Source organism: Pseudooceanicola marinus (assembly GCF_020177265.1).
GTDB lineage: Bacteria > Pseudomonadota > Alphaproteobacteria > Rhodobacterales > Rhodobacteraceae > Pseudooceanicola > Pseudooceanicola marinus_A.
In genome coordinates this window covers 243,810-263,867 of sequence record NZ_JAIVMC010000005.1, presented here as the reverse complement: position 1 = coordinate 263,867, position 20,058 = coordinate 243,810, and the positions used below count along the sequence as shown (strand labels likewise).

Here is a 20,058-nt window from a genome sequence, read left to right as displayed (position 1 = left end):
TCTCCCAACAGGAACGCAGTCATGAAACTCTTCAAGACATCCACTCTCGCCGGGGCCCTCGCCCTGGGCCTGAGCGCCGGTTTCACCCCGGCCGTCGCCGACACGCTGGTCGTCGGCACCACCCAGACCCCGCGCCATTTCAACGGCGCCATCCAGTCCGGCATCGCCACCTTCATGGCCACCGCGCAGGTCTTCGCCTCGCCGCTGAAATACGATGCCGAGTGGAACCCCGAACCCTACCTGGCCGAAAGCTGGGAAACCTCCGAAGATGGCCTGACGGTCACCCTGAACCTGCGCGACGGCGTGACCTTCCACGATGGCGAGCCGCTGACCTCCGCCGACGTGAAATTCTCGATCGAGACGATCAAGGAAAACCACCCGTTCCAGACGATGCTGGCCCCGGTGACCGAGGTCGAGACCCCCGATGACCTGACCGTGGTGATCCACCTCGCCAACCCGCACCCGGCGCTGATGCTGGCCATGTCGCCCGCGCTGATGCCGATCATCCCCGAACACGTCTACGGCGAGGGCAACATCCAGGAAAACCCGGCCAACCTGTCGCCCGTCGGATCGGGTCCGTTCAAGTTCGTCGAGTACCAGCAGGGGGATTTCTACCGGCTGGAGAAGAACGAGGACTTCTTCCTCGACGGCCTGCCGAAGATGGACGAGGTGATCGTGCAGATCATCGGCGACCAGGCCAACCTGACCCTCTCGGCCGAACGCGGCGACGTCGACATGGTGCCCTTCATGTCCGCCATCCGCGACGTACAGCGCCTGGAAAAGGCCGATGGCGTCAGCGTTTCGGATGACGGTTACGATGCCGTCGGTCCGCTGAACTGGATCGCCTTCAACACCCAGAAGCCGCCCTTCGACGACGTGCGCGTGCGTCAGGCCATCGGCTATGCGATGAACAAGGACTTCATTCTGGAACGTCTGCTGGGTGGCGTGGCCAAGACCTCCGTCGGGCCGATCACCGCGACCTCGCCCATGGCCACCGACGAGGTGGAAACCTACGACTTCGACCTGGAGAAGGCCGCCGCCCTTCTGGATGAGGCCGGCCTGGCCCCCGACGCCGACGGCGTGCGTTTCACCGCCACGATGGACTTCATCCCCGGCATGGCCGAGATGGGCCGCAACATGGCGGAATACATGCGCACCCAGCTGCGGCCCCTGGGCATCGAGGTCGAGGTGCGCACCGCGCCGGACTTCCCCACCTGGGCTCAGCGCATCGCGTCCTACGATTTCGACATGACCGAGGACAGCGTCTACAACTGGGGCGACCCGGTGATCGGGGTGCACCGCACCTACCTGACCTCGAACATCCGCGAGGGCGTGATCTGGTCCAACACCCAGCAGTATTCCAACCCGGAGGTGGACGCCTTGCTGGAACAGGCCGCCGTGGAAACCGACCCGGAGGCCCGGGCGGAGCTCTACAAGGAGTTCCAGCAGATCGTCGTGGCCGATGCGCCGATCCTCTTCATCAACGAAGTGCCCTTCTACACCGCCTACAACGACAGCCTGACCGGGCTGCCGCAGACCATCTGGGGCGCCGTGTCGCCCTGGGACGAAGTCGAGTGGACTGAATAAGCCCGCTCCCTGCCCGGTCCGCGACTGCTCCCCCGCGGGCCGGGTGCCTCCCTCAGCCTTCTCCCCTGCCAGAGGTGCTTTCATGCCTCCCCTCGTCAAACGCCTTGCCTCCGCCATCGGCCTGCTGGTCGCGGTGCTGGTGCTGAACTTCCTGCTGATCCAGATGGCGCCGGGTGATCCCGTCGAGGTCATCGTCGGCGAGATGGGCGGCGCCTCGGAAGAGCTGATCGCCCGGCTGCGCGCCGAATACGGTCTGGACAAGCCGGTCATCGTGCAGCTTGGCCTCTACCTGTCGAAGGTCGTCACCGGCGATTTCGGCTATTCCTACTACTTCAACCAGCCGGTGCTGGGCCTGATCCTGCAACGGCTGCCCGCCACCATCCTGCTGGTCGTGTCCTCGCTGATGATCGCCGTGGTCGTGGGTACGCTGATGGGGATCTATTCCGCGCGCAAACCGAAAGGTCTGCTGTCGCATTTCGTCACCATCTTCTCCCTCGTGGGCTATGCCGCGCCGGTCTTCTGGACCGGGCTGATGCTGCTGATCCTCTTCGCCTCGGTCTTTCCGATCTTCCCGGTCTCGGGGATGCAGAACGTGCGCGGCTCCGAGACCTGGATCGGCGCCGTCCTGGATGTGCTGCACCATCTGGTGCTGCCCTCGGTGACCCTGGCCTCGATCTATATCGCCACCTATTCGCGTCTCTCGCGCGCCTCGATGCTGGACGTGCTGGGGTCCGACTACATCCGCACCGCGCGGGCCAAGGGGCTGAACGAACGCCGGGTGATCTTCGGCCATGCGCTGCGCAACGGGCTGATCCCCGTGGTCACCATGGTGGGTCTGCAGTTCGGTCAGCTGTTCGCCGGCGCCGTGCTGGTGGAAACGGTGTTCAACTGGCCGGGCCTGGGGCGGCTGGCCTACGAATCCATCCTGCGCCGCGACTATCCCACGATCCTGGCGATCCTCTTCTTCTCGGCCATCCTGGTGATGGTCGCCAACATCTTGACCGACCTGGCCTATGGAAAGATCGACCCCCGCATCGGTGGGTCGCGCCGCAAGGCCCCGAAACCCAAAGGAGCGGCCCAATGACGGAGACGACCTCCGCCCCCACCGCCGCGCCCGAGGCCACGGGGCCGAAACCCGCGCATCCGGCGCTGGAGTTCCTGCGCGCCTTCGCCCGCAACCAGTCCGCGATCATCGGGCTGATCCTGCTGGCGCTGGTGCTGGGCACCACCTTCCTCGGCCCGGTCTTCTACGACGTGGATCCCTATTCCATGGTCGACATGCCCTTCGTCGCGCCGGGCGGAGAATATGCGCCCCTGGGCACCGATTACCTGGGCCGCGACATGCTGGCCGGGATCATCGAAGGGGGCCGCGCCACGCTGGCCGTGGGGGCTGCCGCTGCCGTGATCTCGGTGGTGATCGGCATCCTGATCGGATCGCTCGCCGGGTACTTCGGCGGCTGGATCGACGCGGCGCTGATGAAGGTGACCGAGTTCTTCCAGATCCTGCCGACCCTGCTGCTCGCCATGGTGCTGGTGACGATCTTCGGCGCGACGCTGGTGACGATCACCCTCGCCATCGGCGCGGTCAGCTGGCCGCAGGTCGCCCGCCTGGCCCGGGCCGAGTTCATGAAGATCCGGAAACTCGACTACGTACAGGCCGCCCGCACCGCAGGCGCCCGCGATGCCTATCTGATCTTCCGCGTCATCCTGCCCGCCGCCCTGCCGCCGCTGGTGGTGGCCGCGGGCCTGGCAGTCGGCGCTGCGATCCTCTTCGAGGCCGGCATGTCCTTTCTGGGGCTGGGGGATCCCAACACCATGTCCTGGGGCCTGATCATCGGCCAGAACCGGAACTACCTGCTGGACGCCTGGTGGACGGTGACCCTGCCCGGTGTGGCGATCTTCATCACCGTGCTGGCGATCAGCCTTGTCGGCGACGGCATCAACGACGCCCTCAACCCCAAACTGCGGAGGCGCTGATGGATCCCGTTCTGGAAATCACCGACCTGAAGGTCGGCGTGGACACCGGCCGCCAGGTGCATTCGGTGCTGGATGGCGTGTCACTGAAACTCACCCCCGGCAAGACCCTTGGCGTGGTGGGCGAGTCAGGCTGCGGCAAGTCTATGACGGCGCTGTCGACCATGGGCCTGCTGCCCGACCGGTTCGCCGTCTCCGGCGGGTCGATCAAACTGATGGGCGAGGACCTTCTGGCCGCCAAACCCGCCCGCATGCGCGAGTTGCGCGGCAACGCGATCTCGATGATCTTCCAGGAGCCGATGACGGCCCTGAACCCGGTGCTGACCGTGGAACGCCAGATCGCCGAGGTGGTGGAGCTGCACCAGGGCAAGACCGGCGCCGAGGCGCGCGAGATCGCGCTGGAAATGCTGCGCGCCGTCCAGATCCCCTCGCCCGAAGACCGGCTGGCCGCCTATCCGCATGAGCTGTCGGGCGGGATGCGCCAGCGGGTGATGATCGCCATTGCGCTGGCCTGTCGGCCCAAGGTGATCATCGCGGACGAACCCACCACGGCGCTGGACGTGACCGTGCAGGCGCAGATCTTCCGCCTGCTGCGCGAATTGCAGGACCAGACCGAAACCGCGATCATGCTGATCACCCACGACCTGGGCGCGGTGGCGGAAATGGCCGATGAGGTCGCCGTGCTCTACGCAGGCAAATGCGTCGAAAGCGGCCCGGTTCGCGAAATCCTCAGCAATCCCTCGCACCCCTACACGCGCGGCCTGATGGCCTGCACCCCGCGCCTGCGCCTCGGCGCGGCTGCGGCCAGCGCCGCCGAGGAAGGGCTGGGCGAGATCCCCGGCATGGTGCCGCCCCTGGGTCGTTTCCCCAAGGCCTGCCGCTTTGCCCCGCGCTGTGCCCTGGCCGATGCCCGCTGCCACGCCGAGGCCCCGCCCGTGGTGCCCACCGGCCCCGACCATTCCGCCCTGTGCTGGCACACCAACAAGATGGAGCAGGTCGCATGAAACCCCTCCTCGACGTGAAGGACCTGAAGGTCCACTTCCCCCTGGCAAATGGCAGCTCCGTCCATGCCGTCGATGGCGTCAGTTTCCAGGTCAACGAGGGCGACAGCTTCGGCATCGTCGGCGAAAGCGGCTCGGGCAAGTCCACCACGGCGCAGGCGCTGATGCGGCTGGTCGATCCGGTGGCGGGCAGTATCAAGCTGGACAAGCACGATCTGGGCGCGCTGGAGGGCGAGGCCCTGCGCACCCTCCGACACATGCTGCAGATGGTGTTCCAGGATCCCTATTCCTCGCTCAACCCCCGCCTGCGGGCGGGTCAGGCAGTGCGCGAACCGCTTGACCTGATGGGCCTCGGCCCGGCCCGGGGCCGGGACAAACGGGTGGATGAGATGTTTCGCGCCGTGGGTCTGCACCCCGACGCCAAGCGCCTCTTCCCGCACCAGTTCTCCGGCGGGCAGCGGCAGCGACTGTGCATCGCGCGAGCCATGGTGACAGAGCCCCGGCTGATCGTCTGCGACGAGCCGGTCTCGGCCCTCGACGTGGCGATCCAGGCGCAGATCTTGAACCTGCTGAAGAAACTGCAGATCGAGAAGCACCTGACCTATGTCTTCATCTCCCACGACCTGGCGGTGGTGCAGCACCTGTGCACCCATGTGGCGGTGATGTATCTGGGGGAGTTCGTCGAGACCGCCCCCACGCAGGAGCTGTTTGCCAGTGCCAAACACCCCTACACCTGGTCCCTGATGGCCGCGGCCCTGTCACCCGACGACACCACGCCCTCGACCGATCGGTTCACCGTGACCGGCGAGCCGCCCTCGCCCATCAACCCGCCGAAGGGCTGCCGGTTTGCCGGGCGCTGCCCCTTCGCCACCGACACCTGCCGGGCCGAGAAGCCGCCGGTGAAGACCTTCGCCGAGGGGCACAAGGTCGCCTGCCACTACGCGGGCGAGCTGACGCCGCCGCTGCCGGAACTGGCCGCCCACGCCGCCTGAGGCGCTGTGCAAACCCGCACAGGGGGGCCGGGCCGCACCGCCCGGCCCCACGCCTTTTCCCCAAGCTTCATTTGCATCCACGGCCCCGACGCCCTAAGTCATTTCCAGATTTTCAGGGAGCCGCCCCCGTGACCAACCACCTTTACAAGAACGACCTGCCCGACGGGCTGGACCTCGGCCCGGTGGTGGCCATCGACTGTGAAACCATGGGGCTGAACCCGCATCGCGACCGGCTTTGCGTTATCCAGATGTCGGGCGGCGACGGCAACGCGCATATCGTGCAGGTCGCGAAGGGCCAGACCGAGGCGCCGAACCTCTGCCGCATGCTGGAAGATCCGAAGGTGCTGAAGCTGTTCCACTACGGCCGGTTCGACATCGCCGCGATGTTCAAGGCCTTCGGCGCCCTGGCCGCGCCGGTCTACTGCACCAAGATCGCCAGCCGCCTGGTGCGCACCTACACCGACCGCCACGGGCTGAAGAACCTGACCCAGGAACTGATCGGCGTCGACATTTCCAAGCAGCAGCAGATGTCGGACTGGGGCGCGGCGGAGCTGACGCCGGCGCAACTGGACTATGCCGCCTCGGATGTCCTCTACCTGCACCGCCTGCGCGAAAAGCTGGACGAACGGCTGGCGCGCGAGGACCGGACCGAGGTCGCCCAGGCCTGTTTCGACTTCCTGCCCACCCGGGCCAAACTCGACCTCGCGGGCTGGCCCGAGATCGACATCTTCGCCCATTCCTGAGGGTCAGATGGCGCTGAGCGAGTCCTCCCGCACCCGGCTGATCAGCTGGCTGAAGATCGTGCTGCCGCTGGCGGCCATGGCGATCCTGTCGACGCTCTTCCTGATCTCGCGAAGCATCGACCCGCTGGCGGAGATCCCCTATTCCACCGTCGACCTGCGCGACAGCGCCCGCAGCGAACGGGTGACCAAGCCCAGCTTTGCCGGCGCCACCGAGGAAGGCGACATGATCGCCTTCACCGCCGAAAGCGCCCTGCCCCGCGACGGGAACCGCCTGGACGCCAATGACCTGGCGGCCGAGATCGACTTTGCCAGCGGTGGCAGCGTGGCTGTCCGCGCCGAAACCGGCCAGATCGACCAGCCCGCCGATACCGCCACCCTGCGCGGCGGGGTGGAGATCACCTCCTCCACCGGCTACCGCGTGGAGACGGAGGCCCTGGCCATCGGCATGCGCCAGACCCGCGCCGAGACCGAGGGCGAGATCCGCGCCGAAGGCCCGCCCGGCACCTTCACCGCCGGCCGCATGCGGCTGAGTACGGATCCCGAGACCGGCAAGGTCTATATGGTTTTCACCGCTGGCGTGAAGCTGATATACGATCCGGGATCCACCCCCGGACCAACCGAGGAGTAACCCCTGTGCCCCGCGTCCAGACCCACGCCCCAACCCCGCGTCGCGGCCGGGCCTTCGCCCGTCCCCTGGCCGCTGCCGCAGGCCTGGTGCTTCTGCTGGCCGCGCCCGGTATCGCCCAGGAGACGACGGTGCCCTTCGGCACCCAGGCCGACAGCTCCGCCCCGATCGAGGTGCAGTCGGAAACCCTGTCGGTCAGCCAGGACGATGGCGCCGCCATCTTCGAGGGCAATGTGCTGGTCGAACAGGACAACATGCGCCTGTCGGCGGCCCGCGTCGAAGTGATCTACAACGAGACCCAGTCGCAGATCGCCAGCCTGGCGGCCTCTGGCGGGGTCACCCTGGTCAGCGGCGACGATGCCGCCGAGGCCGAACGCGCCGACTATGACGTGACCTCCGGCGCGCTGGTGCTGTCGGGCGACGTCCTGCTGGTGCGTGGCCCCAGCACCATCGCCTCCGAACGGATGCGCGTGGATGTCGACGCGGGCACCGCCCAGCTGGAAGGCCGCGTGCGCACCTTCCTGTCGCAGGACGGGGACTGACACTTGGCCACCCCGGAACTGACAGTCGCGGACGGCCAGCACGGCCTGCGGATCGAGGGCCTGCGCAAGGCCTACAAGAAGCGCGTGGTGATCCGCGACGTGACCATGACCCTGGACCGGGGCGAAGTGGTGGCCCTGCTTGGTCCCAACGGGTCGGGCAAGACGACCACCTTCTATTCCGTCGCCGGCCTGGTGATTCCCGAAGGCGGCCGGGTGATGCTGGACGGCACCGACGTGACCGGCCTGCCGATGTACCGCCGTGCCCGCCTCGGCATCGGCTACCTGCCGCAGGAAATGTCGATCTTTCGCGGCATGAACGTCGAGGACAACATCGCCGCGATCCTCGACATCACCTACTCGGACCGGCACAAGCGCCGCGAGCGGCTGGAAGAGCTGCTGTCGGAGTTTTCCATCGAACACCTGCGCCGCGCGCCCGCCCTGGCCCTGTCGGGCGGGGAACGCCGCCGGGTGGAGATCGCCCGCTGCCTTGCGGCAGAACCCAAGTACCTGCTGCTCGATGAACCCTTCGCCGGGGTCGACCCGATCTCGGTTGCCGACATCCGGCACCTGGTGGCCGACCTGAAGACCCGCGGCATCGGGGTGCTGATCACCGACCATAACGTGCGGGAAACGCTGGAGATCGTGGACCGCGCCTATATCCTGCACGACGGCGCCGTGCTGATGTCGGGCACCCCCGACGAGGTGGTCGAGAACGACAACGTGCGCCGCGTCTACCTGGGCGACAATTTCCGGATCGGCTGATCCCCGCCCGGCCCGTGCGGGCCATTTTGACGCATCTTTCCCGCCCCTCGCCGCAGTGCGGCATGTTCTCGCGCAGCGCAGCGTCAACGTGACAAGGGACAGGCCCGCAAGCGGCGGAAAACCAGCGGCTCCTGCGCTGGTTTACGCTGCTTTGCGGCGCAAGATCCTGGCAAGCTCTTGAACCGGATTTCATTGACAGCCCGGTCCCTTTGCTCGTCAAATGAACCCATGACAGGTCTGACTCACGCCGTAATGTTCCTTGCGTGCCGCCCCGGCGGGACCCGGAAGATTTCGTCGCCGGCCCTGTCGTTTTTCCGCAGCATTCGAGCCTGATCCCACCCCGCGGCCCCGCCGCGCCCGGGTGACGCCCGAATTGTCATGAGAGGAGACGGAATGCGTTACAAGATCACAGGAAAGCAGATCGACATTGGCGATGCGCTGCAAACTCACGTCAAGGACGGCGTCAACACCGCCGTGGCGAAATATGCCGAGCGCCCCACCGATGCGATCGTGACCTTTTCCAAGGACGCCCATGAATTTGTCTGCGAGACGACCGTCCATCTCTCCACCGGGCTGACCGCCCAGGCGCGGGGTGTCTCGACCGAGATCTACGCGGCATTCGAGAAATGCTGCGACAAGATGGAAAAGCAGCTGCGCCGCTACAAGCGCCGGTTGAAAGACCATCACAAAACCCGTGCCACGCCGGTTGAAATCCTCGAGGGCTCCTCGTATATCCTCGCCTCGGATCAGGATAACGAGGATTCGGAACCCGAGACCCTGCAGCCCATTATCGTCGCGGAGATGGAAACACGGATCCCGTCGCTCTCTGTCGGCGAGGCCGTGATGCAGATGGAGCTGGCCGGCGCGCCTGTCCTGGTCTTCCGCAACGAGGGAAAGAACGGTCTGAACGTGGTCTACCGCCGCGATGATGGAAACATTGGTTGGATTGACCCGCGTAGCTGATGGCCGCCTCCGGCCCCGCCACGCGGGGTCGGACCGCCCGAAACAGCACGAGGCAGCATGAAACTGTCACAGATCCTGAAGCCCGAGGCGATCAAGGTGATCAACTCGGCCTCCAGCAAGAAACGTCTTCTGCACGATGTGGGCGAGTTGGCGCATTCCGCCTTCCAGTTGAACCAGTCCCGCGTGGTCGAGGCGCTGCAGGAACGGGAATCGCTGGGTCCGACGGGTGTCGGCCATGGCGTGGCCCTGCCCCATGCACGGCTGGACGGGCTGGACAGCGTTCAGGGCGGATTCATCATGCTGGAAAAGCCGGTCGATTTCGACGCGGTTGATCGTCAGCCGGTGGACCTGGTATTTGCCCTGTTTGCTCCGCAGGACGCGGGTGTCGAACACCTCAAGGCGCTGGCACTGGTGTCGCGCAGCCTGCGCGATCAGGGCCTGTGCAAGAAGTTGCGCGCCAACCCCGATCCCTCGACGCTCTACGCGATCCTGACCTCGGATCAGAACGTCGCCGCCGCCTGACACAAGGCGCAGGGACCGGATCACGCAGCGGGGCCTTCGGGCCCCGTTTTTCGTGTCTGCCCCCTGCCCGCCTCAGCCCGCCCAGGGGCCGAAGCCGAAGATCATGTAATCCCGCTGATAGGCCTCCGCCGCCCGCGCCTCCAGGTCCGCATCGTGGATCTGCGCCAGCGTATAGGGCGTATCCTCGGGCGCGGGGCCGGGCTGCGGCGCGTCGATCCCCAGCCGTGCGGCCAGGCGCGTCAGATCCTCGGCCATCTCCTCTTCCCGCAGCACCAGGTCGGGGGTGGCGAACTGCGCCATCCCTTCCAGCAGCGCCGACTGGCTGGCCCAATGGGGGTCGATGCGCAGGCCCGTCTGCTGCGCCAGGTTGGCCTTCAGGAAATCGAGGAACAGGCCAAAGGCCTCGCGGTGCTGTTCCAGGCTGTAGTCGCCATCGGGCTTGCCGGGGATCGGCAGGGAATAGCGCTGGCGCAGGATCTTGCGGATCTCGGTGAACTTGGCCGACAGGATCTTCTCACAGAAAACCGCATGCGCCCGCGCCAGAGGATGACGCAGCACGGTGAAGCTGCGGTGCCCGGTTCGGGCGCGCAGCCACTGGCGCAGCTCCTTCTGGGACATCTTGCGCGTCAGGTCGCGCGGCTTGCCCCCGTCGAGCGCCGCCAGCCACTGTTCCACCTGCCGGTCCGGCCCGCCCTTCACCGGCATGTAAAGCAATGGCGCCTCGGTCGCGGCGATGAAACCCGGCACCTGTGGCCCCCGGCGCGGCTCGAAATTGGGGGTGCGCGACAGGTTGAACCGATCGAGCCGCGCGAGCACCCCCTCCATCTGGTCGAAGTTCGCAACCTTCTCCGACAGGGCCTGGGGGTTCTGCACCTTCAGTTTCTGGGTCAGCCCCTCCAGCCGCGCCTCGACGCCCAGCCAGTCGGCCAGACCGTTCATCACGTCGACCGATTGCAGGTCCTCGTAATCGACGTAGAAGGCCGTCTGCCCCGTCACCTGCAGCACCGACATCAGCCGCATCTGGAACTGCTGCAGCGCCTGAAGATGGGCCTCGAACTCCTCGGCGTCGAAGGTGGCCTGCTCCTCCTTGCGGCGGCGCACGTCGGTCAGTTTCCACTGGCCGGTGGCCTGGGCGATCTTCCAGCTGACATAGCTTTCGGCCGGATTGCGGGTCAGCACGATCTTGGCACAGCGCGGGTCGGCCAGGGCCAGGTCCAGCACCCTCTGGTCATGGTCGTGGAAGAAGCGGAAGCCGTTCAGACCCGGCGCCGCGCGCACCGCCTCGATCATCGCCAGCGGATCGGCGTCGCGCGCGCCTTGAGTGATCCCGAGACAGTCCTCGGCATTGGGATAGGCGATGAAATAGGGGTTGAAGACCTCGCCCAGACAGCTGACGCCATCCAGCGCGTTCAGGTTCGCCTCCAGGAAATTGGACCCGGTGCGCATCTCGGCGAAGACGATGAAGTAGTCGAAGCGGGCCATGGCGTCCTATTTCTGTACCAGGTAGGGGCGGCGGGGTTTGCGCGGCTTTTCCTCCGGCTCGGTGGCCGGGACGGCCTCCGCCGGGGTGGTCGGAAAATCGCCCATCAGGTAGGGGTGCATGCCCTGGTTCTTCAGGTCCTGCAGAAACTGCCCGAACCCGTCCAGGTCGCGCATCTGCGGCACCTCCGACAGGCGCCGCGCGGTGCGGGCGCCCATCTCGTCGATCATCAGCTGCAGCGGCTCCATCGGGGCCTCGACGAACTCCGCCATGGTCCAGATCCGCACCCGCGCCTTCGCATGGGGGGACCGCAGCGCATGCAGGAAATCGGCCTCCACCTTCTGCAGCCACGCAGCTTCCTTGCGGATCTCGCTGAAGGGGCGGTCTGCGCGGAACAACGGCACCGCCCAGGCGCCGGAGATGACGCTGATCTGCGCGTTCAGGTCCTTGGCCATGTCCCAGGTCACCGCCTGGTTGCCGCGCGGCGAGAACTGGAAGCACTGCCGCTCGCCCCGGGTGTTCCACAGCAGGTTGGTCAGGAAGTCGCGCGGGGCATAGTCGCGCAGCGTCGCGCTGGCCGTCAGTGCCCCGTTGATCACCGGTTGTCCGCCCGCGAAGGCCGCATCGCCGGGGCCGAAGATCTGCCCGTGCACGCGGCAGCCGGTGGTGCGCGCCAGCCAGGGCTCGAAGTCCTCGTATAGCTCGGCAAAGCCTTGGAAGACGGAATACTTGGTGCCCGTCAGCCCGCCTTCCCAGCCATCGCAGGGATAGCGCGACTGCATGTACAGGCCCGCGCGCCCGCGCGTGCGCCGTTCCACCGCCTTGGAAAAGATGCGGTCGATCTTGCCGGGGTTAGGCTCGCGTTTCTTCATCGCGCCGGCCGGGTCGGTCAGGAAGGCGCGGTAGAGGCGGTTGGCATGGGGCCAGATCTTGCGCGCGACGAAGCAATCCGACCGACGCAGCAATTGCAGGTGATCGTCGTAGAAGATGTGCGGCTTACCCTGGAAATCGAACTTCGACAGGGTCAGCGAGCGGCTTTCGACATGGGACGAATACTTCCGCGTCAGGGTCTGGAAATAGCTTTCGTCGGGGATCCAGACCTTGCTGAAATAGCGGTCGTATTCCGCCCTTTGCGGATCGGTCAGAATGGCCTGAAGGGTCTGACGTGTCAGGCACCACCACTGGCTGCCCATATGCGGGACGATGCCCGCCGGGATCCGCCGGCGGAAGCCGACGCGGCGCTGGAAATCGACGTACCAGTCGAAGGCGCGGCGCTGCGTCTTCCAGGAGAAGGGGAAGCGCAGGGTGAACCGCTCCTCGTCCAGCCCGCCCACGGTCCAGGGCACATCCGCCGTGGTGGCGCTTTCAATGAAATCGGTATGGGGGCGGGCACGCAGGTAGTGCTTCAGCTCTTCCACCGGGCGCAGCGGCAGGCAGGACCCCGACGACAGGTAGACGTGGCGCGCCTCGGGGAAATCGCGCAGCAGCATTTCGGCCGCGTCCTGGGTCGCGGCGACGATCCCCCAGGCGCCCCAGGTGCACAGGTGGCGCGGGGAAAACCGGATCAGTTCCTCGTCGGCCAGGGCCTCACGGAACTTGTCATAGACCCGGTCGCGCACCTTCTTGTCGACATGGATGACCACGGGGCATCCGGCCGCCGCCCAATGGCGCGCGACCTGCTCGGCCCGTCCCAGGGCCGTATGGACCAGCATCACGATCCCGACGCCCAAATCCCCGCTCTCTCCTTTCACGGGCCGGTCAGGCCCAGTTTCCCTTCGACATCAGCCCGAGGATCTCCAGCTGGCGCCAGTTGATGTATTTCTCCGACCACTTGCACCACAACTCCGGCTCGTCCTTCAGCCGCTGGTGGTAGGCGATGTATTCCTGGCTGTCGCCGTAATGCTGGCCGCGGGTCAGCTCCTCCGCCGCCTTGGCAGTGAAGGTATCGAGGAACTTGGTGTGCAGCAGCACGCCCGAGGCCTTTTCGCCCCCCCATTCGTCGAACACGAGGTTCAGCCCGCGCGGCAGCAGCGAATGGGTGGAGGACTCGAAGGCATAGCGTCGGTGCCAGCGCACCAGCGGCACCTTGTTCAGCGCCGGCGCCTTCCAGGGGTCATCCTCGAAGAAGACCCGCATGCGCGGCCCGCCTTGGATCCACAGGTTGCCGTTCCGCCAATTGCGGCTGATCGTGTAGTTGCCCGCGTCGAACCAGCTGGCGATCTCCAGCGGGTCCTGCCCCTCCCGGTAGGGGTCCGCGGTGATCGGCCCCTTGGGGTACATATCCAGCAGCATGGCGGAGAAGCTGCGGATCTCTGAGGCGTCCAGCCAGTCGGTCAGCGCGTTCAGGGGGCGCGTGTCGCAGAACGGGTAGACGAAGAATTCGTCCGGATCGACCGTCAGCGTCCAGTGATCATGGGCGTAGCGCAGCAGCAGCCAATTGATCCAGTCCATGCCGAAACGCGATTTCAGGTAGCTGGCCCTGGTCGTCCAGACCGAACAGTCCTCCTGCTCGGCCAGGTATTCGCGCGATCCGTCGTCGCTGTCGTTGTCCACGAAGAGGAAATGGTCGATCCCCAGGTCGCGGTAATACTCCAGGAAATACGGCAGGCGGATGCGTTCGTTGCGCAGGGTGGTGAAGGCCAGGATGTGACGTTTGCGAATCTTCCGGGTCCGGTTGACCACGGCGGTCAACTGGTGCCGCTTGCGCAGCGCCCTGTAGTGCAGGAAACGCTTTTCCCGCCCCAGATTGTACGATTCGAACCAGCCCAATCCACTGCTCCTGCGCCGGGCGCCCTCTGCCTCGGACCACCCCTGCCGGCGGATCCGTGCCGGTCAGTCTACAATCTATTTCTCTATGAAAACAGAACTGTCGGAAAGGGCCGAGTGGTCCGAACGGGGGCGAATGTGCCCCTGCGGCGACGCGCCGGTCAGTCGCGGCGCATCAGGCCCAGTTGCGCCAGCAGGTCCGGGCCGGTGTAGCGGCAGGTCCCCGCGTGCCAGGCATCGGGCGCGGCGCTGACGGCGCTGTAGTAGGGATCGAAGGCCGCCGGGTCGCCGAAATGTTGCTGCCGCTGCCGCTCCTCCGCGGCACGCGCGGGGCTGTCGGGCAGGAATTTCGTGTGCAGCAGCACGCCCGAGGGGCCGGGACCGGCGGGGCCGCGATAGGCCGCGTTCAGGCTGGCGGGCAGAAGGGCATGGGTGGAATTCAGGTAAGCTTGGCGCCAGTGCCAACGCACCAGCGGCAGCTTGTTCAGGGTCGGCCCCTGCGCCGGGGTCTCGGCGAAGAACACCCGTTCGCGCATCCCGCCCTGCACCCACAGATTGCCATGGCGGGGCTGCCAGCAGGCCCGGTAGGGGCCGGGATCAAAGCCCGTCAGCACCTCCGCCGGGTTCTGCCCGGGCCAGTAGGCCACGCCGTCCAGCGGCCCTTCGGGATAGAGATCCAGCATCAGGGCGCCCAAGGCGCTCTGCCCCGCGCTCTCCAGCCGGGCGGTCAGGACGGCCAGCCCTTCCGCCTCATGCCCGGGCCAGACCAGCAGCTCGTCGGCATCCACCGTCAGGCACCAGTGACCCGACCCGTGGCGCATCAGCAGCCAGCCCAGCCAGTCCATGCCGAAGCGGCTGTCGCGGTAGCTGTCCGCTGTCTGCCAGAGCGAGACATCGGGCTGATCCGCCAGCAGGGCCGCGCTGCCGTCGTCACTGCCGTTGTCGACGATCAGGAAATGATCGACGCCCAGGCGGCGGTAGTGATCGAGGAAGAACGGCAGCCGCAGCGCCTCGTTGCGCAGGCAGGTGACGGCCAGCACCGCCTCGGGGGTGATGGCCTCCGTGCGATCCGCGACGGGCCGAAGACGATGCCGCGCGCGCAGTGCACGATAAAGCAGCCGGCGCCGCAGCAGGCGCAGGCGATACCGTCGCCCAAGCGACAGCGCGGGCGGGGGACCGGCATCACCGGCCCCCGCGTCCGGGGTCATTTCTCGTAATGTCCTGTCTGGTGCCACCGCCATGCGTCCTCGATCATAATATCGAGGGTGGAGCGCTGCGGTGTCCAGCCCAGTTCGCGTTCCGCCCGCACGGATCCCGACACCAGCTTGGTGCAGTCTCCGGGACGACGCGGGCCTTCATCATAGGGCACGGCGCGGTTGGTCACCGCGCGGGACTGTTCGATCACCTCCCGCACCGAGAAGCCGGACCCCGTCCCGAGGTTGAAGACGCGGTTGCGCTTGCCCTCCTCCAGCCACTTCACGCCCAGGACGTGGGCATCGACCAGGTCGCAGACATGCACGTAGTCGCGGATGCAGGTGCCGTCGGGGGTGTCGTAATCTGTGCCGAAGATGGTCAGCGCCGGGCGCGTGCCGTCGATCGCCTCCAGCATGATCGGGATCAGATGCGTCTCGGGGCGGTGATGTTCGCCCACCTCCGCCTCGGGATCCCCGCCCGCGACGTTGAAGTAGCGGAAGATCACGTGCCGCAGCCCGTGGCTTTCGCCGAAGTTGCGCAGGATCTCCTCCACCGCCTTCTTCGAGGCACCGTAGGCGTTGATCGGCAACTGCGGGGTGTCCTCGTCCAGCACGACGTTGTCATGCTCGCCATAGGTGGCGCAGGTGGAGGAAAAGACGAAGTTCATGCAGCCCGCGTCCACCGCGGCCTCCACCAGGTTCAGCGACCCCAGCACGTTGTTGCGCCAGTAAAGGCCGGGGTCCTGCATCGACTCGCCGACCTGGCTGAGGGCGGCGAAATGCATCACGGCAACGGGTTCATAGCGGGCAAAGACCGCGTCCAGGCGGGCGCGGTCCAACAGGTCCCCTTTCTCGAAGGGGCCGAATTTCACCGCGTCCTGCCAGCCGGTGACGAGAGAATCGAAGGTGACGGGCACGAAACCCGCCGCCTTCAGCGCCTTGCAGGCGTGCGAGCCGATATAGCCCGCACCCCCGGTGACGAGGACATGATCCTGCACGTATCCGTCCTTCTTATTCTGCAGCCTGCTGGCTGACGACGACGTCCTGCAGATAGCCCATCAGCTCGTCCTTCAGGTCGTCGCGCTGCAGACCGAAGGAAACGGTGGCCTGCAGGAAGCCCGCCTTCGAGCCGCAGTCGAAACGCTGGCCGTTGAAGCGGAAACCGTGCACATCGCGGCCCGCCGCGATCTCATCGGCGATGGCATCGGTCAGCTGCACCTCGCCGCCGGCCCCTTTCTTCATCTGGTTGAGGTTTTCCATCACCTGCGGCGTCAGCACGTAGCGGCCGATCACGGCCAGGTTCGACGGCTGGGTGCCCGGCGCGGGCTTCTCGACCATGCCCTTCACCGACACGACATTGCCCATGTCTTCCTTCACGTCGAGGATGCCGTAGGACTTCGCCTTGTCGGCTGCCACTTCCATCGCGGCGACCATGCAGGCGGGCTTCTCCTCGAAGGCCTCGACCATCTGCTGCAGGCAGGGCTTCTCGGCGGCGATGACGTCATCGGGCAGGATGACGGCAAAGGGCTCATCCTTGTTCAGCAGGCGCCGCGCGCACCAGACCGCGTGACCGAGGCCCAGGGCCTTGTGCTGGCGAATATAGGCGATCTGACCGCTTTCCATGTAGGTGGATTTCAGCACCTCAAGCAGGTCGTCCTTGCCCTTGGCCTCCAGCTCGGCCTCCAGCACGGCGCTATGGTCGAAATAATCCTCCAGGGCGGACTTGCCGCGCGAGGTGACGAAGATGAATTCCTCGATCCCGGCGGCGCGCGCCTCGTCGATCGCGTATTGGATCAGCGGCCGGTCGACCAGGGTCATGATCTCTTTCGGAACCGACTTGGTGGCGGGCAGGAACCGCGTCCCCAGACCGGCAACCGGGAAAATCGCTTTCGTGACCTTTTTTTGCACTGTGAGCCCTCAATCTATTGCTGTTCGGCCGCTCTCGAAACGAGAGCACCGTGATAAACATTTATGGTCAAGTTCACGCCTGACCAGCTTAGATGTCTGAAACCTTAAAACCAACCACCGTGACCCTCTCGGTCAGAACTGCGGACACACACCCCGCAGATCCTCCAGGCGTGCGGCCCATCACACCCAAGCCGCCGATGTCCCTCATGGAGCGTCAGCCAAAAAAGCTTAGTGACCGTGAATGCCGAATGAAAGGCAACGACTCAGGACAGGCAGGTCGTCGCCGATACAACCGCACGCTGTGCCAGAACCCGCCGATGGGACCGCCGCGCTCGGGCCGCCAGTCGGCGAGACGCGGGGCACAGGCCGGATCATGTTTCGGGATTTCCGAGACTTACCCAACGGTAAGCTATCGGAGGCAATCGCGGAAAAGTTCGCACATAGCGCCGGCTTGCGCTGTCAGGCGCCGGGAGCTGGGCAGGGGCAGACCCGGGGCCCGCCGACCCGCGCCAAGGTGCAACGCCCGTTTTTGAGGCAGCTTTGCCGGAGAGTCAGACACCCGCATAAAGTGCGGGTCCCGGAATCGGCTCGCGGGCAGAGCGGACGGCATGGCCCGTCCTGCTCCCCGAGACGCCACACTCCCCTCCGCACACCTCTCGGCATAGGGGCCCGGCAGAATTGATTGCCATGCCAAGGCAATGTATCTTCAGGCCAAAGCCCGAGACGACGGGGGCGACCGGCCCCGTCCTTCGGTCCGGCGGCAAGAGGCAGAGAACCGGCGCATGTTTCAGCAGAGATCCCGGAAGACGCGACTGCAGTCAGCCATCGCCATGTGCGAGCTGATCTTCCACTCGACCGCGCACAACATCCGCAAGAGCCACAACAACGCGATCCTGTCGATCGTGAACAACCTGATCCGCGTGGCGATCATGATGGCGGTCTTCTACGCCATGTTCGCCATCCTCGGCCTGCGCCGAACCGCGATTCGCGGCGACTTCCTGCTGTTCATGCTGTCGGGCGTCTTCATCTACATGACCCATGTGAAGACGGTGTCGTCGGTGATGGGCTCCGATGGGCCGTCCTCTCCGATGATGAAACACGCGCCGATGAACACGGTCATCGCGCTGGCCTCCTCGGCGCTGTCGACGCTCTATCTTCAGGTGCTGACGCTCCTGCTGATCCTCTTCGTCTACCACGTCGCGGTGCGCCCCTTCGAGATCTACGAACCCGCCGCTGCCTTTGCCTGCATCCTGACGGCCTGGTTCTACGGCATCGCCGTGGGGGTCTGTTTCCTGGCGCTGAAACCCTGGTTCCCGGAATTCACCGGGATCGCGGCACAGCTCTATACCCGGGCCAACATGATCGCCTCGGGCAAGATGTTCGTGGCCAACCAGATCACGCCGCAGATGCGCAACCTGTTCGACTGGAACCCGCTGTACCATTCCATCGACCAGGCGCGCGGTCATACCTTCATCAACTACAACCCGCATTTCTCCTCTCTGGAATATGCGCTGTCGGTGGCGGTGGCCCTGTTCTGCCTCGGCATGATCGGCGAGTTCTATACCCGCCGCCACGCCTCGCTGTCCTGGAACGCCCGGCGCTGAGGCCCCGCATCCGGCCCTGGCCAGACCGGCCCACGCTGGGACATCCTGACTGCATCCCTGTCGGAGCTGCCGCCATGACCCGCCTCCTGTCCCTGCTCTGCCTGCTGATCCTGGCCCTGCCCGGGGGCGGGCAGGCCCAGCCCCGTCTTCCCGCCCTCTTTGCCGTGGTGGATGTCGCGGCGGACGACCGGCTTAACATCCGCGCAGCCCCCACCTCCGGCGCCCAGATCCTCGGCAGCTTCGGCCCCACGGAGGACGGGATCGAGGTGATCCGCCTGACCGACGACACCCGCTGGGGACAGGTGAACCTGCGCGACGGCGCGGGCTGGGTCTACATGCGCTACCTAGAGGAGATGCCCGTGTCGGCCGGCCCGCTGCCACCGATCCGGGCCTGTTTCGGCACCGAACCCTTCTGGTCGCTGACCCGCGAAAGCCCCGACAGCTATGCCTACAGCACGCCGGACCGCGCGCCCCTGCCCCTGCTGACGGATTTCGAGGCCCCGGCGCCGGGCGGCGGCACCTTCGCCCTGTCGGCCTCCGCGCCGTCGGTGCAAGTGACCGGCGTGATCCGGCGGGAGATCTGTTCGGACGGCATGTCGGATCGCGCCTATGGCCTCTCCGTGGCGCTGGTGCTGTGGCAGCTTGGCGAGGACGGCGAAAGCTACGCCCTGCAGACAGGCTGCTGCCGGCTGCAGGCGGTCGACTAGCTGCCCTGCCGGGGACGGGTCAGTCCACCACCCGACAGGTCAGATTGATCCGCCCGCCCTGGGCCAGCAGCGTGGAGGAGCCGAACCGGATCCGGTCGACCCCGTGATGCAGCAGCCGCGACGGCCCCTGAAGGGTCAGCACGTCACCGCTTTTCAGCCAGACGCTTTCGGTCTTGCCGCCCCTTTCCTCGTTGCCGATGCGGAAAAGCCCCTCGTCCCCGAGGGACACGGACATTACGGGCCAGGAAAAGTCGGCCTCGTCCCGGTCCTGATGCAGGCCCATCTTCGCCCCCTCGCCATAGAGGTTCACCAGGCAGCAATCGGGCTGCCGCTCCAGCCCGGTCAGATCGGACCAGAGGCGCAGCACACTGTCCGGAATAGGCGGCCAGTCGACACCGCTGGGGTGCTGCCGCTCGTACCGGTAGCCGCGGCGGTCGGAATACCAGCCGTATTTCCCCGCCGAGGTCATGCGCACCGACATCTTCTTGCCCCAGCGGGTCTCGGGCGAAAACAGCGGCGCGGCGCGCTGGACGGCGCGCAGATCCTCCAGCAGGGCCTCCTGCGCGGCCCGATCCAGCACTCCCTGCCAGATCTTCACGCCGCGCAGGGTCAGGGTCGGATCGGGGGACATGGGTCTACCTCTCTTCGGAACACTGACGGGTCTCTTCCCCTATGTAGGGGAAGTTTCG

20 protein-coding genes are annotated in these 20,058 nt (G+C 66.2%); 13 read left to right on the top strand and 7 right to left on the bottom strand.

The features are described 5' to 3' along the window. Positions 1-21 precede the first annotated feature (21 nt). From LC066_RS10330 to LC066_RS10280, 11 genes are all read left to right on the top strand, one after another. On the top strand, positions 22-1,587 hold the full coding sequence (locus LC066_RS10330; protein WP_224898494.1) for an ABC transporter substrate-binding protein: 1,566 nt from the start codon (positions 22-24) through the stop codon (positions 1,585-1,587). 82 nt (positions 1,588-1,669) lie between these two features. After that, complete coding sequence (locus LC066_RS10325; RefSeq protein WP_224898492.1) at positions 1,670-2,671, top strand: ABC transporter permease; 1,002 nt, start codon at positions 1,670-1,672, stop codon at positions 2,669-2,671. Beyond that, positions 2,668-3,564, top strand: a complete 897-nt coding sequence (locus LC066_RS10320) for an ABC transporter permease (protein ID WP_224898490.1) — start codon at positions 2,668-2,670, stop codon at positions 3,562-3,564. Before LC066_RS10325 ends, LC066_RS10320 begins: the two co-directional genes overlap by 4 nt. Continuing rightward, positions 3,564-4,565: an ABC transporter ATP-binding protein gene (locus tag LC066_RS10315; RefSeq protein ID WP_224898488.1), complete on the top strand. Its 1,002-nt coding sequence runs from the start codon at positions 3,564-3,566 to the stop codon at positions 4,563-4,565. Before LC066_RS10320 ends, LC066_RS10315 begins: the two co-directional genes overlap by 1 nt. Continuing rightward, positions 4,562-5,554: an ABC transporter ATP-binding protein gene (locus LC066_RS10310; protein ID WP_224898486.1), complete on the top strand. Its 993-nt coding sequence runs from the start codon at positions 4,562-4,564 to the stop codon at positions 5,552-5,554. The genes LC066_RS10315 and LC066_RS10310 overlap by 4 nt, the downstream gene beginning before the upstream one ends. Positions 5,555-5,682: 128 nt before the next feature. Beyond that, a complete protein-coding gene (locus LC066_RS10305; protein ID WP_224898484.1) occupies positions 5,683-6,297 on the top strand; it encodes a ribonuclease D in 615 nt (204 codons plus the stop codon). Positions 6,298-6,304: 7 nt separating this feature from the next. Then, positions 6,305-6,925 (top strand): LPS export ABC transporter periplasmic protein LptC, encoded by a 621-nt coding sequence (gene lptC, locus LC066_RS10300; RefSeq protein WP_224898482.1) that lies wholly within the window; start codon positions 6,305-6,307, stop codon positions 6,923-6,925. Positions 6,926-6,930: 5 nt separating this feature from the next. Beyond that, a complete protein-coding gene (locus tag LC066_RS10295; RefSeq protein WP_222475952.1) occupies positions 6,931-7,464 on the top strand; it encodes an LptA/OstA family protein in 534 nt (177 codons plus the stop codon). Positions 7,465-7,467: 3 nt separating this feature from the next. Continuing rightward, positions 7,468-8,226 carry an LPS export ABC transporter ATP-binding protein gene (lptB, locus tag LC066_RS10290; protein ID WP_224898480.1) on the top strand — a complete coding sequence of 253 codons (759 nt, stop codon included), beginning with the start codon at positions 7,468-7,470 and terminating at the stop codon, positions 8,224-8,226. Positions 8,227-8,619: 393 nt separating this feature from the next. Continuing rightward, positions 8,620-9,189 carry a ribosome hibernation-promoting factor, HPF/YfiA family gene (gene hpf / locus LC066_RS10285; protein ID WP_085889602.1) on the top strand — a complete coding sequence of 190 codons (570 nt, stop codon included), beginning with the start codon at positions 8,620-8,622 and terminating at the stop codon, positions 9,187-9,189. A gap of 57 nt (positions 9,190-9,246) precedes the next feature. Further along, positions 9,247-9,711: a PTS sugar transporter subunit IIA gene (locus LC066_RS10280; protein WP_222475950.1), complete on the top strand. Its 465-nt coding sequence runs from the start codon at positions 9,247-9,249 to the stop codon at positions 9,709-9,711. A gap of 72 nt (positions 9,712-9,783) precedes the next feature. Here the strand turns inward: LC066_RS10280 and LC066_RS10275 are convergent, their stop codons facing one another. The 6 genes from LC066_RS10275 to LC066_RS10250 all read right to left on the bottom strand — a co-directional run bounded on the left by LC066_RS10275 (position 9,784) and on the right by LC066_RS10250 (position 17,058). Next, positions 9,784-11,193: a sulfotransferase family 2 domain-containing protein gene (locus tag LC066_RS10275; RefSeq protein WP_224898478.1), complete on the bottom strand. Its 1,410-nt coding sequence runs from the start codon at positions 11,191-11,193 to the stop codon at positions 9,784-9,786. A gap of 6 nt (positions 11,194-11,199) precedes the next feature. Continuing rightward, positions 11,200-12,903 carry a beta-1,6-N-acetylglucosaminyltransferase gene (locus tag LC066_RS10270; RefSeq protein ID WP_224898712.1) on the bottom strand — a complete coding sequence of 568 codons (1,704 nt, stop codon included), beginning with the start codon at positions 12,901-12,903 and terminating at the stop codon, positions 11,200-11,202. 46 nt (positions 12,904-12,949) lie between these two features. After that, complete coding sequence (locus LC066_RS10265) at positions 12,950-13,960, bottom strand: glycosyltransferase family 2 protein (RefSeq protein WP_224898476.1); 1,011 nt, start codon at positions 13,958-13,960, stop codon at positions 12,950-12,952. Positions 13,961-14,118: 158 nt separating this feature from the next. After that, a complete protein-coding gene (locus tag LC066_RS10260) occupies positions 14,119-15,165 on the bottom strand; it encodes a glycosyltransferase family 2 protein (protein WP_224898474.1) in 1,047 nt (348 codons plus the stop codon). After that, positions 15,162-16,148: a UDP-glucose 4-epimerase GalE gene (gene galE, locus LC066_RS10255; RefSeq protein WP_224898472.1), complete on the bottom strand. Its 987-nt coding sequence runs from the start codon at positions 16,146-16,148 to the stop codon at positions 15,162-15,164. Before galE ends, LC066_RS10260 begins: the two co-directional genes overlap by 4 nt. A 13-nt stretch (positions 16,149-16,161) precedes the next feature. Beyond that, positions 16,162-17,058, bottom strand: a complete 897-nt coding sequence (locus LC066_RS10250; protein WP_224898470.1) for a UTP--glucose-1-phosphate uridylyltransferase — start codon at positions 17,056-17,058, stop codon at positions 16,162-16,164. 830 nt (positions 17,059-17,888) lie between these two features. Here LC066_RS10250 and LC066_RS10245 point away from each other — a divergent pair. Continuing rightward, positions 17,889-18,662: an ABC transporter permease gene (locus LC066_RS10245; RefSeq protein ID WP_224898468.1), complete on the top strand. Its 774-nt coding sequence runs from the start codon at positions 17,889-17,891 to the stop codon at positions 18,660-18,662. A gap of 74 nt (positions 18,663-18,736) precedes the next feature. Next, the gene (locus tag LC066_RS10240) at positions 18,737-19,369 is read left to right on the top strand and encodes an SH3 domain-containing protein (protein WP_224898466.1); all 633 of its coding nucleotides are present in this window, start codon (positions 18,737-18,739) and stop codon (positions 19,367-19,369) included. A gap of 19 nt (positions 19,370-19,388) precedes the next feature. Here LC066_RS10240 and LC066_RS10235 read toward each other — a convergent pair whose 3' ends face one another. Continuing rightward, positions 19,389-20,000, bottom strand: a complete 612-nt coding sequence (locus LC066_RS10235) for an alpha-ketoglutarate-dependent dioxygenase AlkB family protein (RefSeq protein ID WP_224898464.1) — start codon at positions 19,998-20,000, stop codon at positions 19,389-19,391. Positions 20,001-20,058: the final 58 nt, after the last annotated feature.

Bases quoted from the DNA above. Each gene is read 5' to 3' on its own strand.
- LC066_RS10330 (WP_224898494.1), top strand. From the start codon at position 22: ATGAAACTCTTCAAGACATCCACTCTCGCCGGGGCCCTCGCCCTGGGC.
- LC066_RS10325 (WP_224898492.1), top strand. From the start codon at position 1,670: ATGCCTCCCCTCGTCAAACGCCTTGCCTCCGCCATCGGCCTGCTGGTC.
- LC066_RS10320 (WP_224898490.1), top strand. From the start codon at position 2,668: ATGACGGAGACGACCTCCGCCCCCACCGCCGCGCCCGAGGCCACGGGG.
- LC066_RS10315 (WP_224898488.1), top strand. From the start codon at position 3,564: ATGGATCCCGTTCTGGAAATCACCGACCTGAAGGTCGGCGTGGACACC.
- LC066_RS10310 (WP_224898486.1), top strand. From the start codon at position 4,562: ATGAAACCCCTCCTCGACGTGAAGGACCTGAAGGTCCACTTCCCCCTG.
- lptC (WP_224898482.1), top strand. From the start codon at position 6,305: ATGGCGCTGAGCGAGTCCTCCCGCACCCGGCTGATCAGCTGGCTGAAG.
- hpf (WP_085889602.1), top strand. From the start codon at position 8,620: ATGCGTTACAAGATCACAGGAAAGCAGATCGACATTGGCGATGCGCTG.
- LC066_RS10280 (WP_222475950.1), top strand. From the start codon at position 9,247: ATGAAACTGTCACAGATCCTGAAGCCCGAGGCGATCAAGGTGATCAAC.
- LC066_RS10275 (WP_224898478.1), bottom strand. From the start codon at position 11,193: ATGGCCCGCTTCGACTACTTCATCGTCTTCGCCGAGATGCGCACCGGG.
- LC066_RS10270 (WP_224898712.1), bottom strand. From the start codon at position 12,903: ATGCTGGTCCATACGGCCCTGGGACGGGCCGAGCAGGTCGCGCGCCAT.
- LC066_RS10260 (WP_224898474.1), bottom strand. From the start codon at position 15,165: ATGACCCCGGACGCGGGGGCCGGTGATGCCGGTCCCCCGCCCGCGCTG.
- LC066_RS10245 (WP_224898468.1), top strand. From the start codon at position 17,889: ATGTGCGAGCTGATCTTCCACTCGACCGCGCACAACATCCGCAAGAGC.
- LC066_RS10240 (WP_224898466.1), top strand. From the start codon at position 18,737: ATGACCCGCCTCCTGTCCCTGCTCTGCCTGCTGATCCTGGCCCTGCCC.
- LC066_RS10235 (WP_224898464.1), bottom strand. From the start codon at position 20,000: ATGTCCCCCGATCCGACCCTGACCCTGCGCGGCGTGAAGATCTGGCAG.